Here is a 20,203-nt window from a genome sequence, read left to right as displayed (position 1 = left end):
TGGCGGCGTCGGCGTCGGCGTCGGTCTCGGACAGCTCCAGCTCGATGATCTTGCCCATGCGCACCTCGCCCACCTGGGGGAAGCCGAGATTGTGCAGTGCATGGCCGATGGCTTTGCCCTGAGGGTCCAGCACGCCGTTCTTCAGCATGACGGTGACGATGGCTTTCATGGCTTTCTTTCTAAAAGATGGATTTCTTCGCTGAGGCTCGCAATGACGCGCCGGGGGGCGCGTTACTGCATCGTCTCCGGGCCCTTCATGTCGCGCGCGCCGGCTTCGGGCAGGATGCCAAGGCGGCGGGCGACTTCCTGGTAGGCTTCCTCGATCTTGCCGAGGTCGCGGCGGAAGCGGTCCTTGTCCATCTTCTCGCTGGTCTTCACGTCCCAGAGGCGGCAATTATCCGGGCTGATCTCGTCGGCCAGGATGATGCGCATCTCCTCGTTCTCGTACAGACGGCCGAATTCCAGCTTGAAGTCCACCAGGGTGATGCCGACGCCCAGGAACAGGCCGGTGAGGAAGTCGTTGATCCGCAGGGTGAGGTGGACGATATCGTCCATGTCCGGCGGGGTGGCCCAGCCGAAGGCGGTGATGTGCTCTTCAGCCACCATCGGGTCGCCCAGCTGGTCGTTCTTGTAGTAATACTCCACGATCGAGCGCGGCAGGCGGGTGCCCTCGGGGATGCCCAGGCGCTGTGCGATGCTGCCGGCGGCGATGTTGCGGACCACCACCTCGATCGGGATGATCTCGACTTCCTTAATGAGCTGCTCGCGCATGTTCAGGCGGCGGATGAAGTGCGTGGGGATGTTGATCTCGCCCAGCTTCGTCATCAGGAACTCGCTGATGCGGTTGTTCAGCACGCCCTTCCCGGTGATCGTGCCCTTCTTCTGGGCATTGAACGCGGTTGCGTCATCCTTGAAGTACTGCACGAGGGTGCCGGGCTCGGGGCCCTCGAACAGGATTTTTGCTTTGCCTTCATAGAGCTGGCGACGCCGGGCCATGGATCGGGTACCTTCGGAAATTTAATGGAAGCGGTCTATACCAACCTAGGCGGCCAAGCGCCATGGCATGGCGTGCATGGAAGCGCCCCCAGACGCCATTCCGAGCGCCTGGGGGCTAAAAATTTTACCGAAAATGCTGTTCGGCCAGGGGGCTTCAGGCCTCCACGGCCTCCAGAGACGGATAGTCGATATAGCCCTTCGGGCCGGAGCCATACATGGTCGCGGTGTCCAGCTCGTTCAGCCGCGCCTTCTTGGCCAGGCGGGTGATCAGGTCCGGGTTGGCGATGAAGGCCTTGCCCCAGGCGACGGCATCCGCCTCGCCGGCATCCAGCACCTGCTGCGCCGATTCGAGGGTGAAGTTCTCGTTGGCGATGACAATCCCGCCGAACGCCTTCTTCAGCTGCGGGGTGATCCAGTCCTCGCTCTTGTGCTCGCGGGTGCAGATGAAGGCGATGCCGCGCTCGCCCAGCTCCCGCGCCACGTAGGAGAAGGTGGCGAGCGGGTTGGAATCGCCCATGGAGTGGGCATCCCCGCGTGGGGCGAGGTGCACGCCCACCAATTCCGGGCCCCAGACGGAGGCGGCGGCGTCCGTCACCTCCAGCAGCAGCCGGGCGCGGTTCTGGACCGGGCCGCCATACTCATCGGTGCGCTTGTTGGTGGAGTCCTGCAGGAACTGGTCGAGCAGGTAGCCATTGGCGGCGTGTATCTCCACACCGTCGAACCCGGCCATCTGCGCGTTCATCGCCGCCTTGCGATAGGCCTCGATGACGCCCGGAATCTCGGAGAGTTCCAGGGCGCGGGGGGTAACGAACTCCTGTTGCGGGCGAACCAGACTGACATGGCCCTGGGCGGCGATGGCGGAGGCGCTCACCGGCAGCTCGCCATTGAGATAAAGCGGGGCGGAGATGCGGCCGACATGCCAGAGCTGGGCGAAGATGCGTCCGCCAGCCTTGTGCACGGCGCTGGTGACGAGCTTCCAGCCGTCCACCTGTTCCTGGCTCCACAGGCCGGGGGTGTCGGGGTAGCCCACGCCCATGGGGGTGACGGCGGTGGCCTCCGAGATGATAAGCCCGGCCGCGGCGCGTTGCGCGTAATACTCGGCCATCATGGCGTTGGGCACGCGGCCGGCGCTGGCGCGGCAGCGGGTGAGGGGCGCCATGATGATGCGGTTTGGCAGGGTGAGGTCGCCGATCTGGATGGGGTCGAACAGGGTGGGCATGGAAAACTCCTAGAGGTTTTGACCTAGATAATTCAGAAAAGCGGCGATGGCCGCCTCGTCGCGCTGGTAGAACACCCACTGGCCGATCTTGTGGCTGGTCAGTAGCCCGGCCTGATGCAGCACGGCCAGATGCGCCGAGACGGTGGATTGCGACAGGCCGCAAACAGCCTCGATGCGCTGGGCGCAGACGCCGAACGCATAGGGGTGTTCCTGGCCGGGGAAATGCCGCGCCGGGTCCTTCAGCCCGGACAGAATTTTCCGCCGCACCGGGTTGGCGAGCGCTTTCAGCGCGTCGTCAACGTTAAGGGGAGGTGCTATTTGCATCGTTGATGCACGATATATAGATCGGCTTTTTTCGATTCAAGGGGCGGGATTACAATGGGGTCGCGCTTGGCGCTCCACGCTTCAGGTCCGCCATTATGCAACTATGCGTTTCGGCGGTGCGCAGCCTGAGGCGCTAGCTGACTTTCGGTGTGTTGCGGCTGGAGCGGGTGATCAACACCACCCCGTCGCCGGCTTCAATCACGGTGGATGGCTCGGGGCGCGTCAGGGTCTCGCCATTCTTGCGGTTGATGGCAATGACGAACATGGTGCCGTTGGTATCGCGTTCAGCGGCCTCGATTGTCGCCCCTACGAACCTGCTGTCCGGCGGCACCCCCACCACTTCCAGACTCAGCCCCAGCCCGTGCAACCCGGCGGCAAGGGCCTGCATGTGCTGCGTACCCTCGGTGATGCTCGAGGTGCGGGGGTACAGGATCAACTGGGCCATTCGCTCGGCGCCGATATGCGTGGGCATGACTACGGAACTCGCCCCGGCGTGCAGCAGTTTGGCCTTCGTACTGGGTGACACGCCGCGGGCGATGATTTCCAGCTGATTGTTCAGGCTCCGCGCGGTGAGGGTGATGAACACGTTCACGGCGTCGTTCGGCACCACGGTGGCCAAAGCCCGCGCCCGGTGCACACCGACTTCCTCCAACACCTCCTCGGTCGTCGCATCGCCCAGCCAGGTGGTGAAACCCTGTGCCGAAGCCTGCGCCAGCCGGGCCTCGTCGAGATCGACGATCACGACTTCGGCGCCACCGGCCTGCAGCGCCTCCGCCAGGGCTGCGCCGATCCGGCCATAGCCGCAGATGATCACATGTCCGGTCATCTTTTTGATTTGCGCTATCATCCGTTTGTGTCCCAGCATTTGCTGAATTTGCGTATAGGTGAAGAGCTGCACCATCGCACCGGTGAGGAAGATGACGCCGATGCAGCCGAGCACGATGGTGCCTATGGTCAGTGCCCGCATCTCCGGCGAGACGATGGGGTGCACCTCATCGTAGCCGACGGTGAAGACGGTGATGACGACGAAATAGAACGCGTCGCTCAGGTTCCAGCCGGTCAGCATATAGGCGCATGTGGCCAGCGCCATGATGATGATCATGTAGATCAGGCCGGCGATGAGATTGCGCCAGGGGCCGGGGGGCGGGGCTTTCATGCGCTGATGTAAAAACAAAAAGGGCCAGGGGGAAGCCCCCTGGCCCTGGCAGGTCTAGTTCCTGCGTATTAGCCGCGCTGCTCGAGCGGCACGTAGTCGCGGGTCGGCGCGCCGGTATAGATCTGGCGCGGACGGCTGATGCGGTTGGTGGGATCCTCGATCATTTCCTTCCACTGGCTGATCCAGCCGACGGTGCGGGCGAGCGCGAAGATCGGCGTGAACATCTGGGTGGGGAAGCCCATCGCCTTGAGGATGATGCCCGAATAGAAATCGACGTTCGGGTAGAGCTTGCGGGAGACGAAGTAGTCGTCCTCCAGCGCGATGCGCTCCAGTTCCATGGCGAGGTCGAGCATCGGCTCGTCCTTGATGCCAAGTTCGCCCAGCACCTCGTAGCAGGTCTTCTGCATGATCTTCGCGCGAGGGTCGAAGTTCTTGTACACGCGGTGGCCGAAGCCCATCAGCTTCACGTTGCTGTTCTTGTCCTTCACCTGCTCGATGAACTCGGGGATGTTATCCTTGTGGCCGATCTCGGCCAGCATTTTCAGCACGGCCTCGTTGGCGCCGCCATGCGCGGGGCCCCAGAGCGAGGCGATGCCGGCGGCGATGCAGGCGAACGGGTTGGCGCCGGTGGAGCCGGCCAGACGCACCGTGGAGGTGGAGGCGTTCTGCTCATGGTCCGCATGCAGGATGAAGATGCGGTCCATCGCGCGGGTGAGGATCGGGTTCGGCTTGTAATCCTCAGCCGGCACGGCGTGGAACATATACAGGAAGTTCTCCGCGTAGGAGAGGTCGTTACGCGGGTACACGAAGGGCTGGCCGATGTTGTACTTGTGCGCCCAGGCGGTGATCGTCGGGATCTTGGCGATCATGCGGAAGGCGGAAATCTCACGCTGCTTCGGATCGTGGATGTCGATGCTGTCCGGATAGAAGGCGGACATGGCGCCGACGACGGAGCAGAGCATCGCCATCGGGTGGGCGTCGCGGCGGAAGCCGTCCCAGAAGCGGCGGATCTGCTCATGCAGCATGGTGTGGCGCATCACGCCGTTGGAGAACTTCGTCAGTTCGTCCTGCTTCGGCAGCTCGCCGTTCAGGAGCAGGTAGGCGACTTCCAGGAAGCTCGACTGCTCGGCCAGTTGGTCGATCGGGTAACCGCGGTGCAGCAGAATGCCTTCATCGCCGTCGATATAGGTGATCGCGCTTTCACAGGAAGCAGTAGCGCCATAGCTCGGGTCGAACGTGAAGACGCCGAGCTCGCTCTGGAGCTTACGAACGTCAACGCAATCGGTGCCGAGCGAGCCACCGAGAACCGGCAGGGAGGCGGTCTTGTCGCCGAGGGTCAGCGTTGCCGTGCCGACCTGCTTGCTGGATGCGGTTTGAGCCATGCGGATTCACCTTCTGTTTGGGTAATCATATGCCAGGATTACTGCTTTCCTGGCCCGGGAGACACAAAGAGCGTTATTAAATCCTCCGCCCCCTGTAAAGCTGCGGGGAAGGCGCAAAGGGCGGCGCAGCCATGCGGAATGGCCTAGGCGAGGTCCTTTGGAACGATGAAGCGCTGCAATGCCGTGCCTCCGGGGGCGAGGCGCCGCCACGGCGTCGCAACAAGGAATTCAGCCATTGCCGATGTGGGGAAGCCGTCCTCGATGCGCTTCAGTTCCGGGCGGGAGCGCACCGGGCCGGCCAAGCTGAGGGCCAGTTCGTGCAGGCCTGGGTTGTGGCCGATGAGGAGCGCGCTGCGCACGCTCTCGGACAGGCCCTGAAGCACGTCCCGCAGTTGGCCGGAGGTAGCCATGTAAAGCTGGGGGAGGGAATCGATGTTCGGCCATTCATCCCAAACATTCGCTTCCTCCAGCGCCTCCAGCGTCTGCTGCGTGCGGGTGGCGGTGGAGACCAGCACAACGTCCGGCGCGAGCCCCGCCTTGCGCATGGCCCGGCCGATCTTGCCGGCGGCCTCGCGCCCGGCATCGGTGAGCTTGCGTTCATGGTCTGCGGCGCTGCCCTGCGGTTCGGCTTTGGCGTGACGGAGTAGAATCAGCTGGTGCATGCCATTATAGTGCCATGGCGCGCGGCGCGTGTCGCCCCTATCTGCGGCCACGAATGTAACGGAACAGGCGAAGGGAGGGCTTGGTGATGGACAGACGGCGATTTTTGGCCGGGGCCGGGGCAATGGCGCTGGCGAGCCCGGCTTGCGCGGATGATCTGCCTGTGCCGCCAAGTGGCGAGATCGCGTTCAAGGTCCTGCGCAACGGCTCTCCAATCGGCGAGCATCATGTCTCGTTCACCCGCAGCGGCGATGACTTGCGGGTGGAGATCAATGTTGCGCTGGCCGTTACACTGGCCGGGATCTCGGTGTTCAGCTACACGGCCCAGGCGGTGGAGTGCTGGGCCGGCGGTGCGTTCCAGACCCTGGACAGCCATGTCAACCACAACGGCACGCCGCTGGAGGTGCATGCACAGCCGATTCAGGGCGGCTACGCCATACAGAGCACCAAGGCCGGCAACTATAACTATACCGATCAGCCGCCGATGCTGCCGATGACCTATTGGAACAAGGCGATGCTGAACGCGATGATCCTGAACGTGGAGACCGGGCGGCATTACCCTGCCATCGTCAACTCGCCGGGTTGGAACTACCTGCCAACGGCCGAGGACGGGAAGCTGCTGGCGCAGCGCTTCGACATCACCGGCAAGCTGCACTTAAGCTTGTGGTATGACCAGTATAACCAGTGGGCCGGAATGGAATTCCACGTCGATGGTGACGAGATGTTCCAGAAATACGTGGCGAGCTGAACCGCTCAGCCGTACTGCCTTTCCGGGTGGCGCAGGTGCCACAGGCGCTCATGCGCCGCCACCAGGCTCTCGATGCTCTTGCGGCGGTTGGCGTCGGGCGGCACGGTCCGGCGGGTCAGCATGGTCTCCAGAATGCGCAGCAACTGCTCGGCGATTTCGTAATCGCCCTGGTCGCAGGCATGGTGGAAGGCAATCAGGATCTTGTCCGAAAGGCGGCGGCTATAACGTGGTGCAGCACTTTGTCCGCGGGCCGAGAGGTCTGAATCGTCTTCTGAGTCTGTCACGCCTGGCATTTCATCATACAGTCTAGTCTAAACCCGGAGCGGCGATAATCGCTTTCCGGTTGTATTGCATGGATTTGAAGGTAATGAACAGGTCGTTTGTCAACAAATAATGCAAAATTTTCTTAGCTAGGCCCGATATTAGGACCAACCCGCTGACACAGAAAAGCTCTACCATAGGTAGAGCTTTGCTGACGGGGCATCAGGCGGAGATGGAGGACAGAGGCTCGCCGTTATCGAAATCGGCGAAGGCTTCTTCCCAGCTGCCCGTTGTGGAGGCCTTGCTGTACTCGGTGGAGCGGTTCTCAAAGAAGTTCGCGTGCTCGACCGCATTCAGCATCTCGTCCAGCCAGGGAAGCGGATTCTTCTCGACATGGAAGAGCGCGTTCAGCCCAAGCTGGGCGAGGCGCCGGTCGGCGATGTAGCGGATGTAGCGCTTCACCTCATCGGCGGTGAGGCCTTCCACAGGGCCAAGCTCGAAGGCGAGGTTGATGAACGCGTCCTCGTGATCGACGATGGTGGCGCAGGTGAGGTAAATGTCGCGGCGGAGCTCTTCGGTCCAGATCTCCGGATTCTCGCCCACGAAGGTGCGGAACAGCTTGATGATCGACTCGCAGTGCAGGGACTCGTCGCGCACCGACCAAGTGATGATCTGGCCCATGCCCTTCATCTTGTTGAAGCGCGGGAAGTTCAGCAGGATGGCAAAGGAGGCGAAGAGCTGCAGCCCCTCGGTGAAGGCACCGAAGGCGGCGAGCGTCTTGGCGATCTCGTGCTTATTATCCATCGAGAACCCGTGCATGTAGTCGTATTTGTCCTTCATTTCCTTATACTTAAGGAAAGCGGTGTACTCCACCTCCGGCATGCCCACCGTGTCGAGCAGATGCGAGTAGGCAGCGATATGGACGGTCTCGATGTTCGAGAAGGCCGACAGCATCATCAGCACTTCAGTCGGTTTGAACACGCGGGAATACTGCTTCATGTAGCAGTTGTTCACCTCGACATCCGCCTGGGTGAAGAAGCGGAAGATCTGGGTGAGCAGGTTGTGCTCGGCCTCGGTCAGGTTCTTGTGCCAGTCCTTCACATCATCGGCCAGCGGCACTTCCTCGGGCAGCCAATGCACGCGCTGCTGGGTCAGCCACGCCTCGTATGCCCAGGGGTAGCGAAACGGCTTGTAGACCGGGTTCTCGGTCAGCAGGTCGAATTTCTGCTCCCCTGCGGTAGCGCCAGGGTTGGTGATTTGTCCACTCATGAGAAAGGCTTTCAAAGTCTGGGCCATGTTGTTGCCCCGATCTAAAACTAATGGGGGTCTGGGGCCTCAGGCCCCAGCGGATCCAGGGCGGAGCCCTGGTGGGGTGCAGGGGCGAAGCCCTGGCTTACTGGCCGTAGACTCTGGTCAGATGCCAAATAAACCTTTCGAACCGTGCTATTTTCAGCCGAACCCGTCCGATTAAAGCTAAGTCGTCAGAACGAGATATACGCTCTTCGTATTCCTCAATGTACGACTCAGTCAATTGAACGTGCTGTTCCCAAGTGTCGGGAGTAATCGGCACCGGCAAGCTCATTACTGACATGCCAGGCATTCTTCGTAATTGCTGCTGCTGGCCGCCATCGGCAGGGGGTTGTCCGCATCGTTTGCCACCGCGGGGGTGAGCATGGACGCCTTCTCCCTCTTCTCGGAGACGTTGTCCGCGCGCTGGATGGAGAGCGAACGGCAATAATACAGTGACTTCACGCCCTTCTTCCAGGCCTGATAGTGGATCTGGTGCAGGTCCCGCTTATTCACATTGGCCGGCAGGAAGAGGTTGATCGACTGGCTCTGGCAGATATAGGGCGCGCGGTCGGCCGCATGCTCGATGATCCAGCGCTGATCCAGCTCGAAGGCGGTCTTGTACACGTCCTTCTCGTGCTGGGTCAGGAAGTCCAGATGCTGCACCGAGCCCTTGGTGGTGGTGATGGAGGACCACGTCTCCTCGTCATCCTTGCCGTATTTCGCCAGCACTTTCTGCAGCGGCCGGTTGCGCACGGAGAAGCTGCCGGAGAGCGTCTTCTGCAGGAACACATTGGCCGCGATCGGCTCGATGCCCGGCGAGGTGTTGCCGGTGATGATGGAGATCGACGCCGTCTGGGCGATGGCGATCTTGTGGCTGAAGCGCTCCATGATGCCGTAATCGGCGGCATCGGGGCAGGCGCCGCGCTCTTGCGCCAGCTTCTTCGAAGCGGCGTCCGCCCCGGCCCGGATGTGCTTGAACATCTTGGTGTTCCACACCTTGGCCATCACGCTCTCGAGCGGCACATTCTGGTCCTGCAGGAAGGAATGGAAGCCCATCACGCCCAAGCCCACGGAACGCTCGCGATAGGCGGCGTATTTGGCGCGCTCCATGGAGTCCGGCGCCTTGTTGATGAAGTCCTGCAGCACGTTGTCGAGGAAGCGCATCACGTCCTCGATGAAATGTTCATCCTTGTGCCACTCGAACCAGGTCTCCAGGTTCAGCGAGGAGAGGCAGCACACCGCGGTGCGCTGCTTGCCGTACTGGTCGATACCGGTGGGCAGGGTGATCTCGGCGCAGAGATTGGAGGTCTTCACCTCCAGCCCGGCCAGCTTGTGCTGCTCGGGGCGGGCGTTGTTCACGTGGTCGGAGAAGATGAGGTACGGCTCGCCCTGCTCGATGCGGGTGGTGAGGATGCGGATCCACAGCGCGCGCGCTGAGACGGAACGCACATGGCTGCCGTCCTTGGGCGATTTCAGGACCCACATCTCGTCCGCTTCCACCGCGCGCATGAACTCGTCGGAGAGCAGCACGCCGTGGTGCAGGTTGAGCGCCTTGCGGTTGGGGTCGCCGCCGGTGGGGCGGCGCATGTCGACGAATTCCTCGATCTCGGGATGCCAGACCGGCAGGTACACCGCCGCCGAGCCGCGGCGTAGGCTGCCCTGGGAGATGGCGAGGGTGAGGCTGTCCATCACGCGGATGAAGGGGATGATGCCGGAGGTCTTGCCGTTTTGGCCGACCTTCTCGCCGATGGAACGCAGATTGCCCCAGTAGGAGCCGATGCCGCCACCCTTGGAGGCGAGCCAGACATTCTCGTTCCACAGCCCGACAATGCCGTCCAGGCTGTCGGTGGCCTCGTTCAGGAAGCAGGAGATGGGCAGGCCGCGATCCGTGCCGCCATTGGAGAGCACGGGCGTGGCCGGCATGAACCACATCTTGGAGATGTAATCGTACAGGCGCTGGGCGTGCGCGGCATCGTCGCCATAATAGGAGGCAACGCGGGCGAAGAGATCCTGGTAGCCCTCGCCGGGCAGCAGATAACGGTCGTCGAGCGTGGCGCGGCCAAAATCCGTCAGCAGCGCATCACGGGACCGGTCGACCTGCACCGGATGGCGGCCGCGCATCTGCACGATGTCTTCATTGAGCAGCGCAGCCTCTGGTTTAGTCATCATGTTCATCTGCTGGCTCCCAGTTTCTAAAGCGAGGGACATAACAACATATAGTCAGGGCGTCACGCAATCGCTACTACATCGAGGTTGTGAAGATTTTTTTTAACGCCGCGGCTTGCCTCGAGTCATCGCCAGGGGCGGAAATTATGTTCACTTTATGTTCACAAGATGGGGCGGGCCAGGCAGGGCGTCAAGCCGCCCCGACGGAGCGAATCGGTCTCAGACGGGAAGGCGGCGCAGCAGGCGCTGCAGGGGCTGGTCGATGAGAAACGCGGCGGCGGTGCAGATGGCGTAGATCGCCAGGGCGGCGCCGACCAGGATCGCATATTGTCCGGCAAGCCCGACACGGAAGCCGGCGGCGGCGAGTTTTGGTCCGGCCAGGGTGACGAACGCCAGCATGCAGCTACTGTGGATTATATATAAGGGGTAGGAGATGATCCCGAGCCGCCGCGCCACGGCGCCGAGCCGGAACGTCCCGGCCCGCTCCAGCGCGGCCAGGGCCAGGAGCACGGCGCCGAAGCCGAAGGCCAGACTCGGTGCGAGGGATGGGGTGAAGTAGTCATCGCCCCAACGCAGCCCGGGCAGGCAGGTCAGCAGCGTGGCCAGTCCGGCCAGCAGCAGTGCCCAGGCGGCGCGTGGTCCGGGCGGGCGGTTTTTGTATAGCCAGCCGGCCAGCAGCCCGCTGAAGAATTGCACATGAAAGAAGGTATAGTTGGTGCCGAAGATGAACAGCGCCGCATGGCTTTGCAACAGCATCGGCACGATTCCGCTCTGCAGCCCCGGCTCCCAGCACAGGGCCAGCACAGTCGCCACCCACAGCGCCAGCAGCGGCTTGCCAATCCAGGGCAGCAGGCAAAGGCCGAAAATCACGTAGAATGCTATTTCCACATGCAGAGACCAAGCCGGGAACACTGGATTCACTGTGTGAATGGGGGCCAGGGCGACCAGCTTGATGAGTGTGTGCGTGGCGGGCGGCGTTGCCAAGCATAGCAGCGTGGCCAGCAGCGACAGCCAGTACATGGGGTAGATGCGGCAGGCCCGCCGCCACCAGAAGCGCAGACAGACTTTCGCCTGGCCGAAATCCTGATGGTGCGCCGTGATCATGACGAAGCCGCTGAGCGTGAAGAAATACTGCACGGCGAAGGGACCAGGCAGTTCCCAGCCGCCAAACACCGCCTCCTTTGGGTTGGCTGCGAAGGCATGGGTAAGCCAGGGGAGATGCGAGAACATGACGAGGCTGGCGGCGAGGAAACGCCCCACTTCCAGCGATTCCAGCTTTGCCCGGGGAACGTCTTGGCTTGCGTGCATTGCGCGAAGCTATCGGGATAAAAGTGGGTATGGTCAAGCTGCGCGGCTTGCCCTGGAGAACGAAATGGTTCTGGTCTATAAATTAACCGGAATTAAGCCTTCAGGATGGGGTTCATGGGTATTTTTGATTCGATTTCGCGTTTGTTCAGCCGCCAGCAAAGTACCGCCACGCCCGTGCCGCCCGCCATACAGTATGCCGATTTCTCGGAAGTCCCGTCGGATGAGGACATCCCGTATATCGACCATCGTGTCGTCGACGAGTCGAAGCTGACACCCGCCCAGCGGGAGTGGCGCCGCGATGGTGTGGTGATGCTGCGGGGCTTCATCCCTGATGAGGTGACTGAAGCCTATATCCGCCGCCGCGAGGCGTTGGGCAAGCCGCCGGGCTGGCTGATCGCTACACCTTATATGCACATTCCGGAAATGCGCGATCTCGCACTCTACCCGCCCCTGATGGAAAAGTTGCAGGAGGTCATAGGTGAGCCAATGATGCTCCATCTTTGCCTCACCGGCTGGCTCAGTTCACAACGCGGCTGGCACCAGGATGATTACCTCAATCCGTCTTTCGTCAATTCGTGGTATGCTGCGGTCTGGATTGCCCTGGGTGACATTCATCCGGATTCTGGCCCATTTGAGTATGTTCCGGGCTCCCACCGCTGGCCGCTGATGCGCGGTGAGAAGGTCCGTAAGTTCCTTACCCCTGAAGAGTTGACGCGCCGTGAGCCCAAGACTGGATATAATCATTGGGAAAGATACGCGGAGCGGTTCGTGAACCCGGCGATTGATTATGAAGTCGCCACCTGGGACCGAAAGCCGGTGAAGTTCCTGGCCAAGCGCGGCGATGTACTCATCTGGCATGGGCGGCTGATCCATCGTGGTTCCGATCCGAACGTACCGGGTATGGAGCGCCGGTCGCTGATTGCCCATTATTCGGGGATCAATCACCGGCCCGACATGCCTGTGCGCGGGCAGGACCAGAATGGTCAGAACTACGCGGTCTTCGAGACGTCGCTGATCGACTAAACAAGCCCCACTCCGCCGCGCAGCACCGCCTCGGCCGCGGGGGTGATGCCGGTCTCGTCGTGCAGAATAAGGCCCGGGTGCACCGCATCCGGGCCTTTGCTGTGTTTTCGGGCGGTAAGGATGATCATCTTCGCCGCCATGCCGACGCGCGGCCAGAGCGGGATGAGGGTGATGCCGCCGCAATGCTGCGCTCTCAGCGAGGCGGCGGCCTCGGCGAAGCTGGAAGCAGGCAGGATCAGGCCGATACTGCCCCTGCCGCGCAGCACCCGCGCCAGCTCCGCGATCCAGCCTCGCAGCAGCCCGGCCTCGGCCCGGTGCGCCAAGGCCCGCCGGGAATCTGGCGAAGGCGTGTTGCGCGTCCCGAACCAGGGCGGGTTGGCCAGAACGTGGTGGAAACTATCCGGGGCGAAGGGCAGGGCGGTGGCATCCGCCTGGATTGCGGAGATTTGGTGAAACTTGTTCGCCACGAAATTCTCACTGGCGAGGCTGGCCAATGCCGGGTCGCGCTCCACGCCGATGCCGGTGACCCCTGGCACACGCGCACCCAAACATAGCAGGGCTGCGCCGGCGCCGGTTCCGGCCTCCAGCACACGCTCTCCGGGCCGCGCCGGCACGGTGGCGGCAAGCAGCACAGGCTCAAAGCCGCTGCGGTGCCCGCCGCGCAACTGACGGTAGACGAGGCGTCCGCCGAGCAACCCTCCTGTGCTGATTTCGTCCATACCTGTAAACTTGACCTCTCTTAAAACCGGCTGGATATGGTGGTATCTCAAATTCGCGATACAGTTTAGGGCGCTAAAAATTGGATGGTTCGACGCCGGTGACAAACGATGCTCTGGGACGGCTGACGGCGCTGCTGGCGCCAGAAATGCAAGCCACCAACCAGGCCATCCTGGCTCGGATGGAGAGTCCCGTGGCCCTGATCCCGCAGCTGGCGGCGCATCTCGTCGCGGCGGGCGGCAAGCGCCTGCGGCCGCTGCTTACCCTCGCCACGGCCAAGCTCTGCGGTTACGAGGGCGAGCGCCAGATCAGCCTCGCCGCCTGCGTTGAGTTCATCCACACCGCCACGCTGCTGCATGACGACGTGGTGGACGAATCCACGCTGCGCCGGGGGTTTGCCAGCGCCAACGCCGTGTTCGGCAACAAGGCCTCGGTGCTGGTGGGGGATTTCCTCTTTGCCCGCGCCTTCCAGCTGATGGTCGAGGACGGTTCGCTTGAGGTGCTGCGCATCCTGTGCAGCGCGTCCGCCACCATCGCCGAGGGCGAGGTGCTGCAGCTGACCACACAGAACGACCTCTCCACCACCGAGGAGAAGTATTTCGAGGTGATCCGCGGCAAGACCGCCGCGCTGTTCGCCGCCGCCTGCGAAGTGGGCGGGGTGATTGCCGACTGCCCCGCCGAGCAATGCGCGGCGCTGTACCGCTTCGGCATGGATCTGGGCATGGCCTTCCAACTGGTCGACGACGCACTGGACTACTCCGCCGTGCAGGCCGAACTGGGCAAGACGGTGGGCGACGATTTCCGCGAGGGCAAGCTGACCTATCCGGTGCTGGTGGCGATCGCCGCGGCGCAGGGCGAGGAACAGGCCTTCTGGATGCGGACCATCGAGCAGGGCGAGCAGACCGAGGCCGACCTGCCGGCGGCGCTGGAGCTGATCAGGAAGTACGACGCCACGGCGCGGACCATCGCCCGGGCTGAACAGTTCATCGACTCCGCCTGCGCCGCGCTGGACGGCTTCCCCGAGAGCGAGATGCGTACGGCGCTGATCGACGTGGCGCGCTACACCACCGCGCGGCGGTTCTAGAAAAAAGCGTCCACCGGACTGGTGGACGCTCATCAATTTGGTTCAGGCCTTGGCGGCGACGACGCTGCTGATGGTGGAGCGAACGATGCTCACCGTCACGTTCGGGGCGATTTCCACATCGATCTCCGCGGCGCCCTCGGCCGCCTTCTTCACCGTGCCGACGATGCCGCCGGAGGTGACCACCTTGTCCCCGCGCTTGAGCGTGGCGAGCTGGGCCTTGAGCTGCTTCTGCTGCTTTTGCTGTGGCATGATGAGCAGGAAGTAGAACACCGCCGCCATGAGGAGGATGGGCGCCCACTGCACGATGGTGACGAAGGTGGAGGCGCCGGCGGCGGCGGCGGTTTGCGCGTAGGCTGGGGTGATGAACATTTGGGCTCCGTGGTTGCCGGGAAGTGCGGCGGACCATAGGTTGCGCGGCGATGCAGTCAACAGGGGAAGCCTAGAATGGACGAGACTTTGCTCCGCCGGATCGCCGAGGCGCTGGAGCGCCTGGCACCAAGGCCGCCCGCCATGCCGGATCTGGCCGGGGCGGACGCCTTTGTGTGGCACCCGGAGCGCGGCGCGCTGGCGCCGGTGCTGCGCGTGGCGCGGGTGAACATCGGGCTGCTGCAGGGCATAGAGCAGCAGAAGGCGATATTGCTGGAGAACACCCGCCGCTTCGCCGCCGGGCTGCCAGCCAACAACGCCATGCTCTGGGGGGCGCGGGGCATGGGCAAGTCCTCGCTGGTGAAGGCGGCGCATGCCGAGGTGAACCGCGAATCGTCCGGCGCGCTGGCGCTGGTGGAGATCCACCGCGAGGATATCCGCACCTTGCCGGAGCTGCTGAACCTGCTGCGGGGCGGGCTGCGCCGCTGCGTGATTCTGTGCGACGACCTCTCCTTTGAGCGCGAGGATGCCGATTACAAGGCGCTGAAATCGGTGCTGGACGGCGGCATCGAGGGCCGGCCGGAAAACGTGCTGTTCTACGCGACCTCGAACCGCCGGCATCTGATGCCACGCGACATGATCGAGAACGAACGCTCCACCGCCATCAATCCGGGCGAGGCGATCGAGGAAAAGGTCTCGCTCTCCGACCGTTTTGGCCTCTGGCTAGGCTTTCACAACAGCGGGCAAGACGTGTTCTTCGCCATGGTCGAGGGCTATGCCCAGGCCTACAACCTGCCAATCGGCACGGAAGAGTTGCATGCCGCCGCGGTGGAGTGGTCGGTCACGCGCGGCGGGCGCTCGGGGCGCGTGGCGTGGCCGTTCATCCAGGACCTCGCCGGCCGGCTCGGCGTGCGCTTGACCTCGTAAGGCAGGTGCGGGAAAGGATACAGCCCACACGGAAGGGTGGCCGAGTGGTTTAAGGCAGCGGTCTTGAAAACCGCCGTGGGTTTACGCCCACCGTGGGTTCGAATCCCACCTCTTCCGCCAGCGGACCGTCCGCCGAGCTTGGCGCCTAAGCGCTTGATATCACGCTGGAATAAATCGTTACGATTCAGGCGACTCGTGGTTTGACCCATGGCGACCGCTCGGGCGCACCTATACCCCCGATTAGACGGCGGACACGGCTAGACGATTGATTGGTAACGCCGCCAGGCGGTTTTCCGGTATCGGGTGGAACGGGTACCGGCCCGGACCGTAGGCCGTCCTGGGCGTTACCAATCGGCGCGATAGGCCGCAGCATCAATGGTCACGATTACACTCCGTGCACTTTATCCCGAGCCAAGCAACGCATATCCCCAACAAAAAGATCTCCAAAAAGCTACCCATTGGGTCTCCTTATCAGGCGTAGCGATGAATGCGACGCCACACGCCAGATAAGCTGAAAATGGCTATGCGGGAGGATCAGGGAGCTAATTTAATGCTTTGGGAATGGTATCGAAATAATTTGAAAATGGTTATGCGTGAGGAGCGGGGAATATGCGACGGCGTCGGGTCATGCCGCGCAAAACTAGGGATTGAAACCTTGGAGCCTGGGTGGCAGCGCCTTTGCCGCAATCACTATCCGAACTCTATCGTTAATTGCGCATTAGCAAGGCCATGAACGGTTACGCCGCCTGCTATGGACCAGCCCTTTGGCGTGACCATTGTCTGGATAATAGTCCAAATCCAATTCACTAAGTGACCCAGCCAAGATTTGATTGTCTGCAACCAAGTGGATAGTGGTGTCGAGGTGCCTGATGCAGCCGCACACAATTCAAACTCAGCGATTTTCGCTGTCGCTAGAGCTCGTGCTGAAACCAGTGCCCCTATCGCATCGGTAATATCTTTATTTCTATCTCTGACAGTGGCGCTTGCCCTCCTCAATTCATTGACAATCACCGACATTGAGGAGAGGTCGCTACGTGCCAAGCGGACGGTCTCAGTAGCCACTTCTTCCCGAAGACGCGCTAGTTCGTCGGCGCTCCTCTTTAATTCGGTCTCAGTTAAACCGGCGACGGTCTCGATTGACTGTCCAATTTCCTGGAGCACCGCGTCAGTTAGGCTGGTGTTTGGATCCATTGGATATGCCCTCCTTGACTACCTGAATTTACTAAATTTACTGGGTTTTCTAAAATCCTTGGATTCTCTGGGGCTGGCCGACCGCGACTGTCCGGCATCTGCCCCTCTACCCACCTGATTCTTAATCGGCCACAGCATACTGCCGCGCATGACCGCCAACCAATTAAATTTCGGTCGCTAGTAGCGCCCTGGGTGATTCGCTCGAAATTGCCGGATATGCGGTCGCCCTGGTCGCGCTCAAGCCCACGGAATAGCTCACGTTCTCGTTTTTGCTTTGAGAGATAATTTAGGGGACTTGATCTTGGATTGCCAGAAAAACCGCAGAAAGCTTGGCATTGTGGAGGTCCGGGCGGGAATCGAACCCACATTCACGGATTTGCAGTCCGCTACATCACCACTCTGCCACCGGACCATCGGTGTATGGTGGGCCCTTATCTCCGGGGAGGCGCCGCTGGTCAAGCGCCGGGATGTCAGTTTAGCGATGGTGCAGTTGAGTTGTGCCGCGACGGCCAGCTATATAGGCCGCGTATAGCGAATGGAAGGCTAGCATGGCGGACCTGATTTCCCAGAACATTGCTCGCGAAAACATGGTGGATACCCAGATCCGCCCCAACCATGTGCAGGACAAGCGCGTGACCGGCGCCATGCGCGCCCTGCCGCGCGAGGCTTTTGCCCCGCAGGGCAGCTTTGCCTATGCGGATGCCGACATTCCTCTGGGTCAGGGCCGCTACTTGCTGAACCCGATGACCACCGCGCGGCTGGCGCAGCTCACCCTGGAGTCGAACCCGGGGCATGTCCTGGTCGTGGGCGCGGGCGCCGGCTATCTCGCAGCGATTCTTGGCGCTGCCGGGGTTGCGGTGGTGGCGCTGGAGGAAGAGGCCCGGCTGAACACCGGCGCGCTGGCGCAATACGGGGCCAATGTTGAGGCGGTGACCGGGCCGTTGCTGGCCGGCTGGCCGGCGGGCGGGCCGTACGATGCCATCGTCATCGAGGGCGCGGTGCCTGAGATACCCAAGGCGTTCGCCGCGCAGTTGGCGCCGGGCGGGCGCGTCATCGCCATTCTCGCCGATGCTGAAGGCCCGGGCGCGGTGGGACGTGCCGCGGTCGCGGAACCGTCCGGCGCGGGCTTCGCCGAGGTGGAAGTGTTTGATTGCACGCCCCGGCTGCTGCCGCAGTTTCGCCCCGCGCCGGTCTTCGCCTTTTGAGCATGCAAGGGCGGGGCATTTTGCCTAGGCGCGCGGCGCTGCTCGCCGGCGTGGCGCTGGCGGGCGCATTCATGCCGTCGCTCCGGCCGGCCTTCGCCGACTCGCCAGCGACCCTGACCGAAGCGCTGGTGGAGGCGTACAACAACAACGCCACGCTGCAGGAGCAGCGCGCGGCTTTGCGCCAGACCGACGAGCAGGTGCCCACCGCGCTCTCCGGCTGGCGGCCGACCGTGCAGGTTACCTCCACCGTTGGCCGGACCTCTGGAAATGAATGGGTCCAATACAATGCCCCGTACCAGGGAGGTGCGGGCGAGGGCTCCACTAAATACGCCGAAAGCCGCAACTCGCTCGACAGCCAGGTGACGCTGGACCAGCCCATCTACAAGGGCGGCAAGACCATTGCGTCTCTGCGCGAGGCGAAGAACCAGGTGTTCGCGGCGCGGGCGCAGCTTCTCGCGGCTGAGCAGACCGTGTTCCTCAATGTCGTGAACGCCTATGTCACCGTGATCACCGACACGCAGCTGCTGGCACTGCAGAAGAGCAACGAGCAGGTGCTGTTGCAGCAGTTGCGGGATACGCAGGCGCAGTTCAACGTCGGCGAGATCACGCTCACCTCGGTGGCGCAGGCCCAGGCCTCGCTGGCCCAGGCCAGCGAGCAGGTCGAGGTGGCGCAGGGCAACCTGCAGATCGCGCGGGAGAATTTCCGCCAGTTGGTGGGCGACTACCCGGCCGATAACCTGGCGCCGCCGCAGCCGTTGCTGCCGCCGGTGACATCCAAGGACGAGGCCGCCAAGGCCGCGCTGGCCAACAACCCCAACGTCATTGCCGCGGAATTCACCGATGCCGCGAACAAGGACGCGGTGGATGTGGCATTCTCGGCGTTGATGCCGCAGATCGATTTCCAGGCGACGGCCTATAACCAGCAGGGTTCGTCCGGCATCGGCGTCAAGGAGAATGGCGGCGAGGTGAGCGCACAGCTTACCGTGCCGCTGTACCAGGGTGGTCAGGAATATGCTGCCATCCGCGCCGCCCGTGCCAAGGAGCAGCAGAGCTTCGCCGCCATTTTGGACGCGCAGCGCACCGCCTACCAGCAGGCGGGGCAGGCCTGGGAGACGATCATCTCCACCCGCGCCGCCATCGTCTCGACCAATGTCGCGATCAAGGCCGATGCCATCGCCCTTGACGGCACGGAGCGCGAACAGCTGGTAGGCACGCGCACCACGCTCGACGTGCTGAACGCCCAACAATTGGTCTTGAACGCGCAGGTGCAACAGGTACAGAATATCGCTACGCTGGTGAACAATTCCTACGCCGTGGCCGCGGCTGCCGGCCGGCTCACGGCGCGCGACTTGAACCTGCCGGTGCAGGAATATGACGACCTGAAATATTATGACGCCGTGCACTATGCCGGTTTCGGTACTGGAGAGGCGGCTGATCAGGAGGCGGGCGTGACGCCCAACGGGGCTTTGCTGGCGGCCAGCCCGGCCCCGCCGATTACAGATGGGCCGGCCGGCTCGGCCGCGCCTTAAGGGGGCAATGTCAGCTTGTTCGAAGCGCGAGTTTCGGGCGAGCTGAGGAAATTGCTCACGAACCATAAATCAGAGTGGTTCCGCTTCCGGTGGAATCCCTCTAGAAGGATGAGACGATGAGCGAAGGTAACGGCATTTCCAATAATTCTGGCCCCGCCAGCGCGGCGGAACCATCCATGGAGGAAATTCTGGCCTCCATCCGCCGGATTCTGACCGAGGAGGAGAATGAACGCGCCTCCCAGCCTCGCGATGAGTTGGATGACGATATTCTGGTGCTCGATACGCCCCTGGCCGGCCCGCGCGCGGATGTCTCTACCGCCACGGAGGCCCCGCCTGGGGCCGCTCCGGCGGAGGAAGGGCGCGCTTCCTCCCATTTCACCTCGGAATCGACCCTGGACAGCCTGGGCGTGAGCGGGCAGGCTGGGAGCGAGCAATTCGTGCCGGCTACCCTGGTGGAAGGCGAATCCTCAGTCTACTCTCAAGTTCAGTCCTCGAAGGAAAACAGCATGGAAGATCAGGTTCAGTCTCCCCAAGGTCTGGTGAGCGATTCCGCGGCTCAGGAAATCGCCAGCAAGGTTGGCTCGCTGGTGCGCAGTGTCAGCGCCGAGCGCGCCGTGGGGATCGGCCGTCCGGGTGTGACGATCGAGGACC

Annotated in this window: 21 protein-coding genes and 2 tRNA genes; 8 read left to right on the top strand and 15 right to left on the bottom strand. The window is 62.6% G+C overall.

The features are described 5' to 3' along the window. From purS to ACLPJJ_RS00910, 7 genes are all read right to left on the bottom strand, one after another. The coding region (gene purS, locus ACLPJJ_RS00940) for a phosphoribosylformylglycinamidine synthase subunit PurS (RefSeq protein ID WP_443588820.1) at nt 1-169 on the bottom strand (169 nt) is incomplete at its 3' end. A 62-nt stretch (nt 170-231) separates the two neighbouring features. Next, entirely contained in the window at nt 232-996 is a 765-nt protein-coding gene (gene purC, locus ACLPJJ_RS00935; protein WP_443588818.1) for a phosphoribosylaminoimidazolesuccinocarboxamide synthase, read from the bottom strand. Nucleotides 997-1,150: 154 nt separating this feature from the next. After that, entirely contained in the window at nt 1,151-2,215 is a 1,065-nt protein-coding gene (locus ACLPJJ_RS00930) for an alkene reductase (protein ID WP_443588816.1), read from the bottom strand. A gap of 9 nt (nt 2,216-2,224) precedes the next feature. Continuing rightward, the gene (locus tag ACLPJJ_RS00925; RefSeq protein ID WP_443588814.1) at nt 2,225-2,539 is read right to left on the bottom strand and encodes an ArsR/SmtB family transcription factor; all 315 of its coding nucleotides are present in this window, start codon (nt 2,537-2,539) and stop codon (nt 2,225-2,227) included. 133 nt (nt 2,540-2,672) lie between these two features. After that, entirely contained in the window at nt 2,673-3,695 is a 1,023-nt protein-coding gene (locus tag ACLPJJ_RS00920) for a potassium channel family protein (RefSeq protein WP_443588812.1), read from the bottom strand. Between the two features lie 68 nt (nt 3,696-3,763). Beyond that, nucleotides 3,764-5,077: a citrate synthase gene (gene gltA, locus ACLPJJ_RS00915; protein ID WP_443588810.1), complete on the bottom strand. Its 1,314-nt coding sequence runs from the start codon at nt 5,075-5,077 to the stop codon at nt 3,764-3,766. Between the two features lie 143 nt (nt 5,078-5,220). Further along, entirely contained in the window at nt 5,221-5,739 is a 519-nt protein-coding gene (locus tag ACLPJJ_RS00910; RefSeq protein ID WP_443588808.1) for a SixA phosphatase family protein, read from the bottom strand. An 86-nt stretch (nt 5,740-5,825) separates the two neighbouring features. Between ACLPJJ_RS00910 and ACLPJJ_RS00905 the strand changes: the two genes are divergently transcribed. Beyond that, nucleotides 5,826-6,485 carry a DUF6134 family protein gene (locus ACLPJJ_RS00905; RefSeq protein ID WP_443588806.1) on the top strand — a complete coding sequence of 220 codons (660 nt, stop codon included), beginning with the start codon at nt 5,826-5,828 and terminating at the stop codon, nt 6,483-6,485. A gap of 5 nt (nt 6,486-6,490) precedes the next feature. On the opposite strand, the gene ACLPJJ_RS00900 is transcribed toward ACLPJJ_RS00905, so the two are convergent. The 4 genes from ACLPJJ_RS00900 to ACLPJJ_RS00885 all read right to left on the bottom strand — a co-directional run bounded on the left by ACLPJJ_RS00900 (nt 6,491) and on the right by ACLPJJ_RS00885 (nt 11,510). Then, on the bottom strand, nt 6,491-6,769 hold the full coding sequence (locus ACLPJJ_RS00900) for a hypothetical protein (protein WP_443588804.1): 279 nt from the start codon (nt 6,767-6,769) through the stop codon (nt 6,491-6,493). A gap of 199 nt (nt 6,770-6,968) precedes the next feature. Further along, complete coding sequence (locus ACLPJJ_RS00895) at nt 6,969-8,015, bottom strand: ribonucleotide-diphosphate reductase subunit beta (protein WP_443588802.1); 1,047 nt, start codon at nt 8,013-8,015, stop codon at nt 6,969-6,971. Nucleotides 8,016-8,327: 312 nt separating this feature from the next. Then, nucleotides 8,328-10,211: a ribonucleoside-diphosphate reductase subunit alpha gene (locus tag ACLPJJ_RS00890; RefSeq protein WP_443588800.1), complete on the bottom strand. Its 1,884-nt coding sequence runs from the start codon at nt 10,209-10,211 to the stop codon at nt 8,328-8,330. Between the two features lie 210 nt (nt 10,212-10,421). Then, entirely contained in the window at nt 10,422-11,510 is a 1,089-nt protein-coding gene (locus ACLPJJ_RS00885; protein WP_443588798.1) for an acyltransferase family protein, read from the bottom strand. A gap of 114 nt (nt 11,511-11,624) precedes the next feature. Here ACLPJJ_RS00885 and ACLPJJ_RS00880 point away from each other — a divergent pair, with 114 nt between their 5' ends. After that, nucleotides 11,625-12,533 carry a phytanoyl-CoA dioxygenase family protein gene (locus ACLPJJ_RS00880; protein ID WP_443588796.1) on the top strand — a complete coding sequence of 303 codons (909 nt, stop codon included), beginning with the start codon at nt 11,625-11,627 and terminating at the stop codon, nt 12,531-12,533. On the opposite strand, the gene ACLPJJ_RS00875 is transcribed toward ACLPJJ_RS00880, so the two are convergent. Continuing rightward, entirely contained in the window at nt 12,530-13,252 is a 723-nt protein-coding gene (locus ACLPJJ_RS00875) for a tRNA1(Val) (adenine(37)-N6)-methyltransferase (RefSeq protein WP_443588794.1), read from the bottom strand. The two genes, ACLPJJ_RS00880 and ACLPJJ_RS00875, sit on opposite strands and share 4 nt — an antisense overlap. 146 nt (nt 13,253-13,398) lie before the next feature. Between ACLPJJ_RS00875 and ACLPJJ_RS00870 the strand changes: the two genes are divergently transcribed. Next, entirely contained in the window at nt 13,399-14,334 is a 936-nt protein-coding gene (locus tag ACLPJJ_RS00870) for a polyprenyl synthetase family protein (RefSeq protein WP_443588819.1), read from the top strand. Between the two features lie 42 nt (nt 14,335-14,376). Here the strand turns inward: ACLPJJ_RS00870 and yajC are convergent, their stop codons facing one another. Further along, nucleotides 14,377-14,703: a preprotein translocase subunit YajC gene (gene yajC / locus ACLPJJ_RS00865; protein ID WP_443588792.1), complete on the bottom strand. Its 327-nt coding sequence runs from the start codon at nt 14,701-14,703 to the stop codon at nt 14,377-14,379. 75 nt (nt 14,704-14,778) lie between these two features. Here yajC and ACLPJJ_RS00860 point away from each other — a divergent pair, with 75 nt between their 5' ends. Next, a complete protein-coding gene (locus tag ACLPJJ_RS00860; protein ID WP_443588790.1) occupies nt 14,779-15,627 on the top strand; it encodes an ATP-binding protein in 849 nt (282 codons plus the stop codon). Between the two features lie 30 nt (nt 15,628-15,657). Beyond that, a tRNA-Ser gene (locus ACLPJJ_RS00855) sits at nt 15,658-15,747 on the top strand. A 570-nt stretch (nt 15,748-16,317) separates the two neighbouring features. Here ACLPJJ_RS00855 and ACLPJJ_RS00850 read toward each other — a convergent pair. Further along, nucleotides 16,318-16,818, bottom strand: a complete 501-nt coding sequence (locus ACLPJJ_RS00850) for a hypothetical protein (RefSeq protein ID WP_443588788.1) — start codon at nt 16,816-16,818, stop codon at nt 16,318-16,320. A gap of 338 nt (nt 16,819-17,156) precedes the next feature. Beyond that, nucleotides 17,157-17,230: transfer RNA gene (locus ACLPJJ_RS00845), tRNA-Cys, on the bottom strand. 136 nt (nt 17,231-17,366) lie between these two features. On the opposite strand from ACLPJJ_RS00845, the gene ACLPJJ_RS00840 reads away from it, so the two are divergent. The 3 genes from ACLPJJ_RS00840 to ACLPJJ_RS00830 form a co-directional block, all read left to right on the top strand. Next, nucleotides 17,367-18,023, top strand: a complete 657-nt coding sequence (locus ACLPJJ_RS00840; protein ID WP_443588786.1) for a protein-L-isoaspartate O-methyltransferase family protein — start codon at nt 17,367-17,369, stop codon at nt 18,021-18,023. Between the two features lie 20 nt (nt 18,024-18,043). Then, nucleotides 18,044-19,552: a TolC family outer membrane protein gene (locus ACLPJJ_RS00835; RefSeq protein WP_443588784.1), complete on the top strand. Its 1,509-nt coding sequence runs from the start codon at nt 18,044-18,046 to the stop codon at nt 19,550-19,552. Nucleotides 19,553-19,668: 116 nt separating this feature from the next. Further along, nucleotides 19,669-20,203, top strand: a 535-nt coding sequence (locus tag ACLPJJ_RS00830) for a hypothetical protein (RefSeq protein WP_443588782.1), incomplete at its 3' end; no start/stop codon positions are given.

The organism is Acidocella sp. (genome assembly GCF_052326845.1).
In the GTDB taxonomy this organism is placed as follows: Bacteria; Pseudomonadota; Alphaproteobacteria; order Acetobacterales; family Acetobacteraceae; genus Acidocella.
This window is presented reverse-complemented; position numbering and strand designations above follow the sequence as displayed.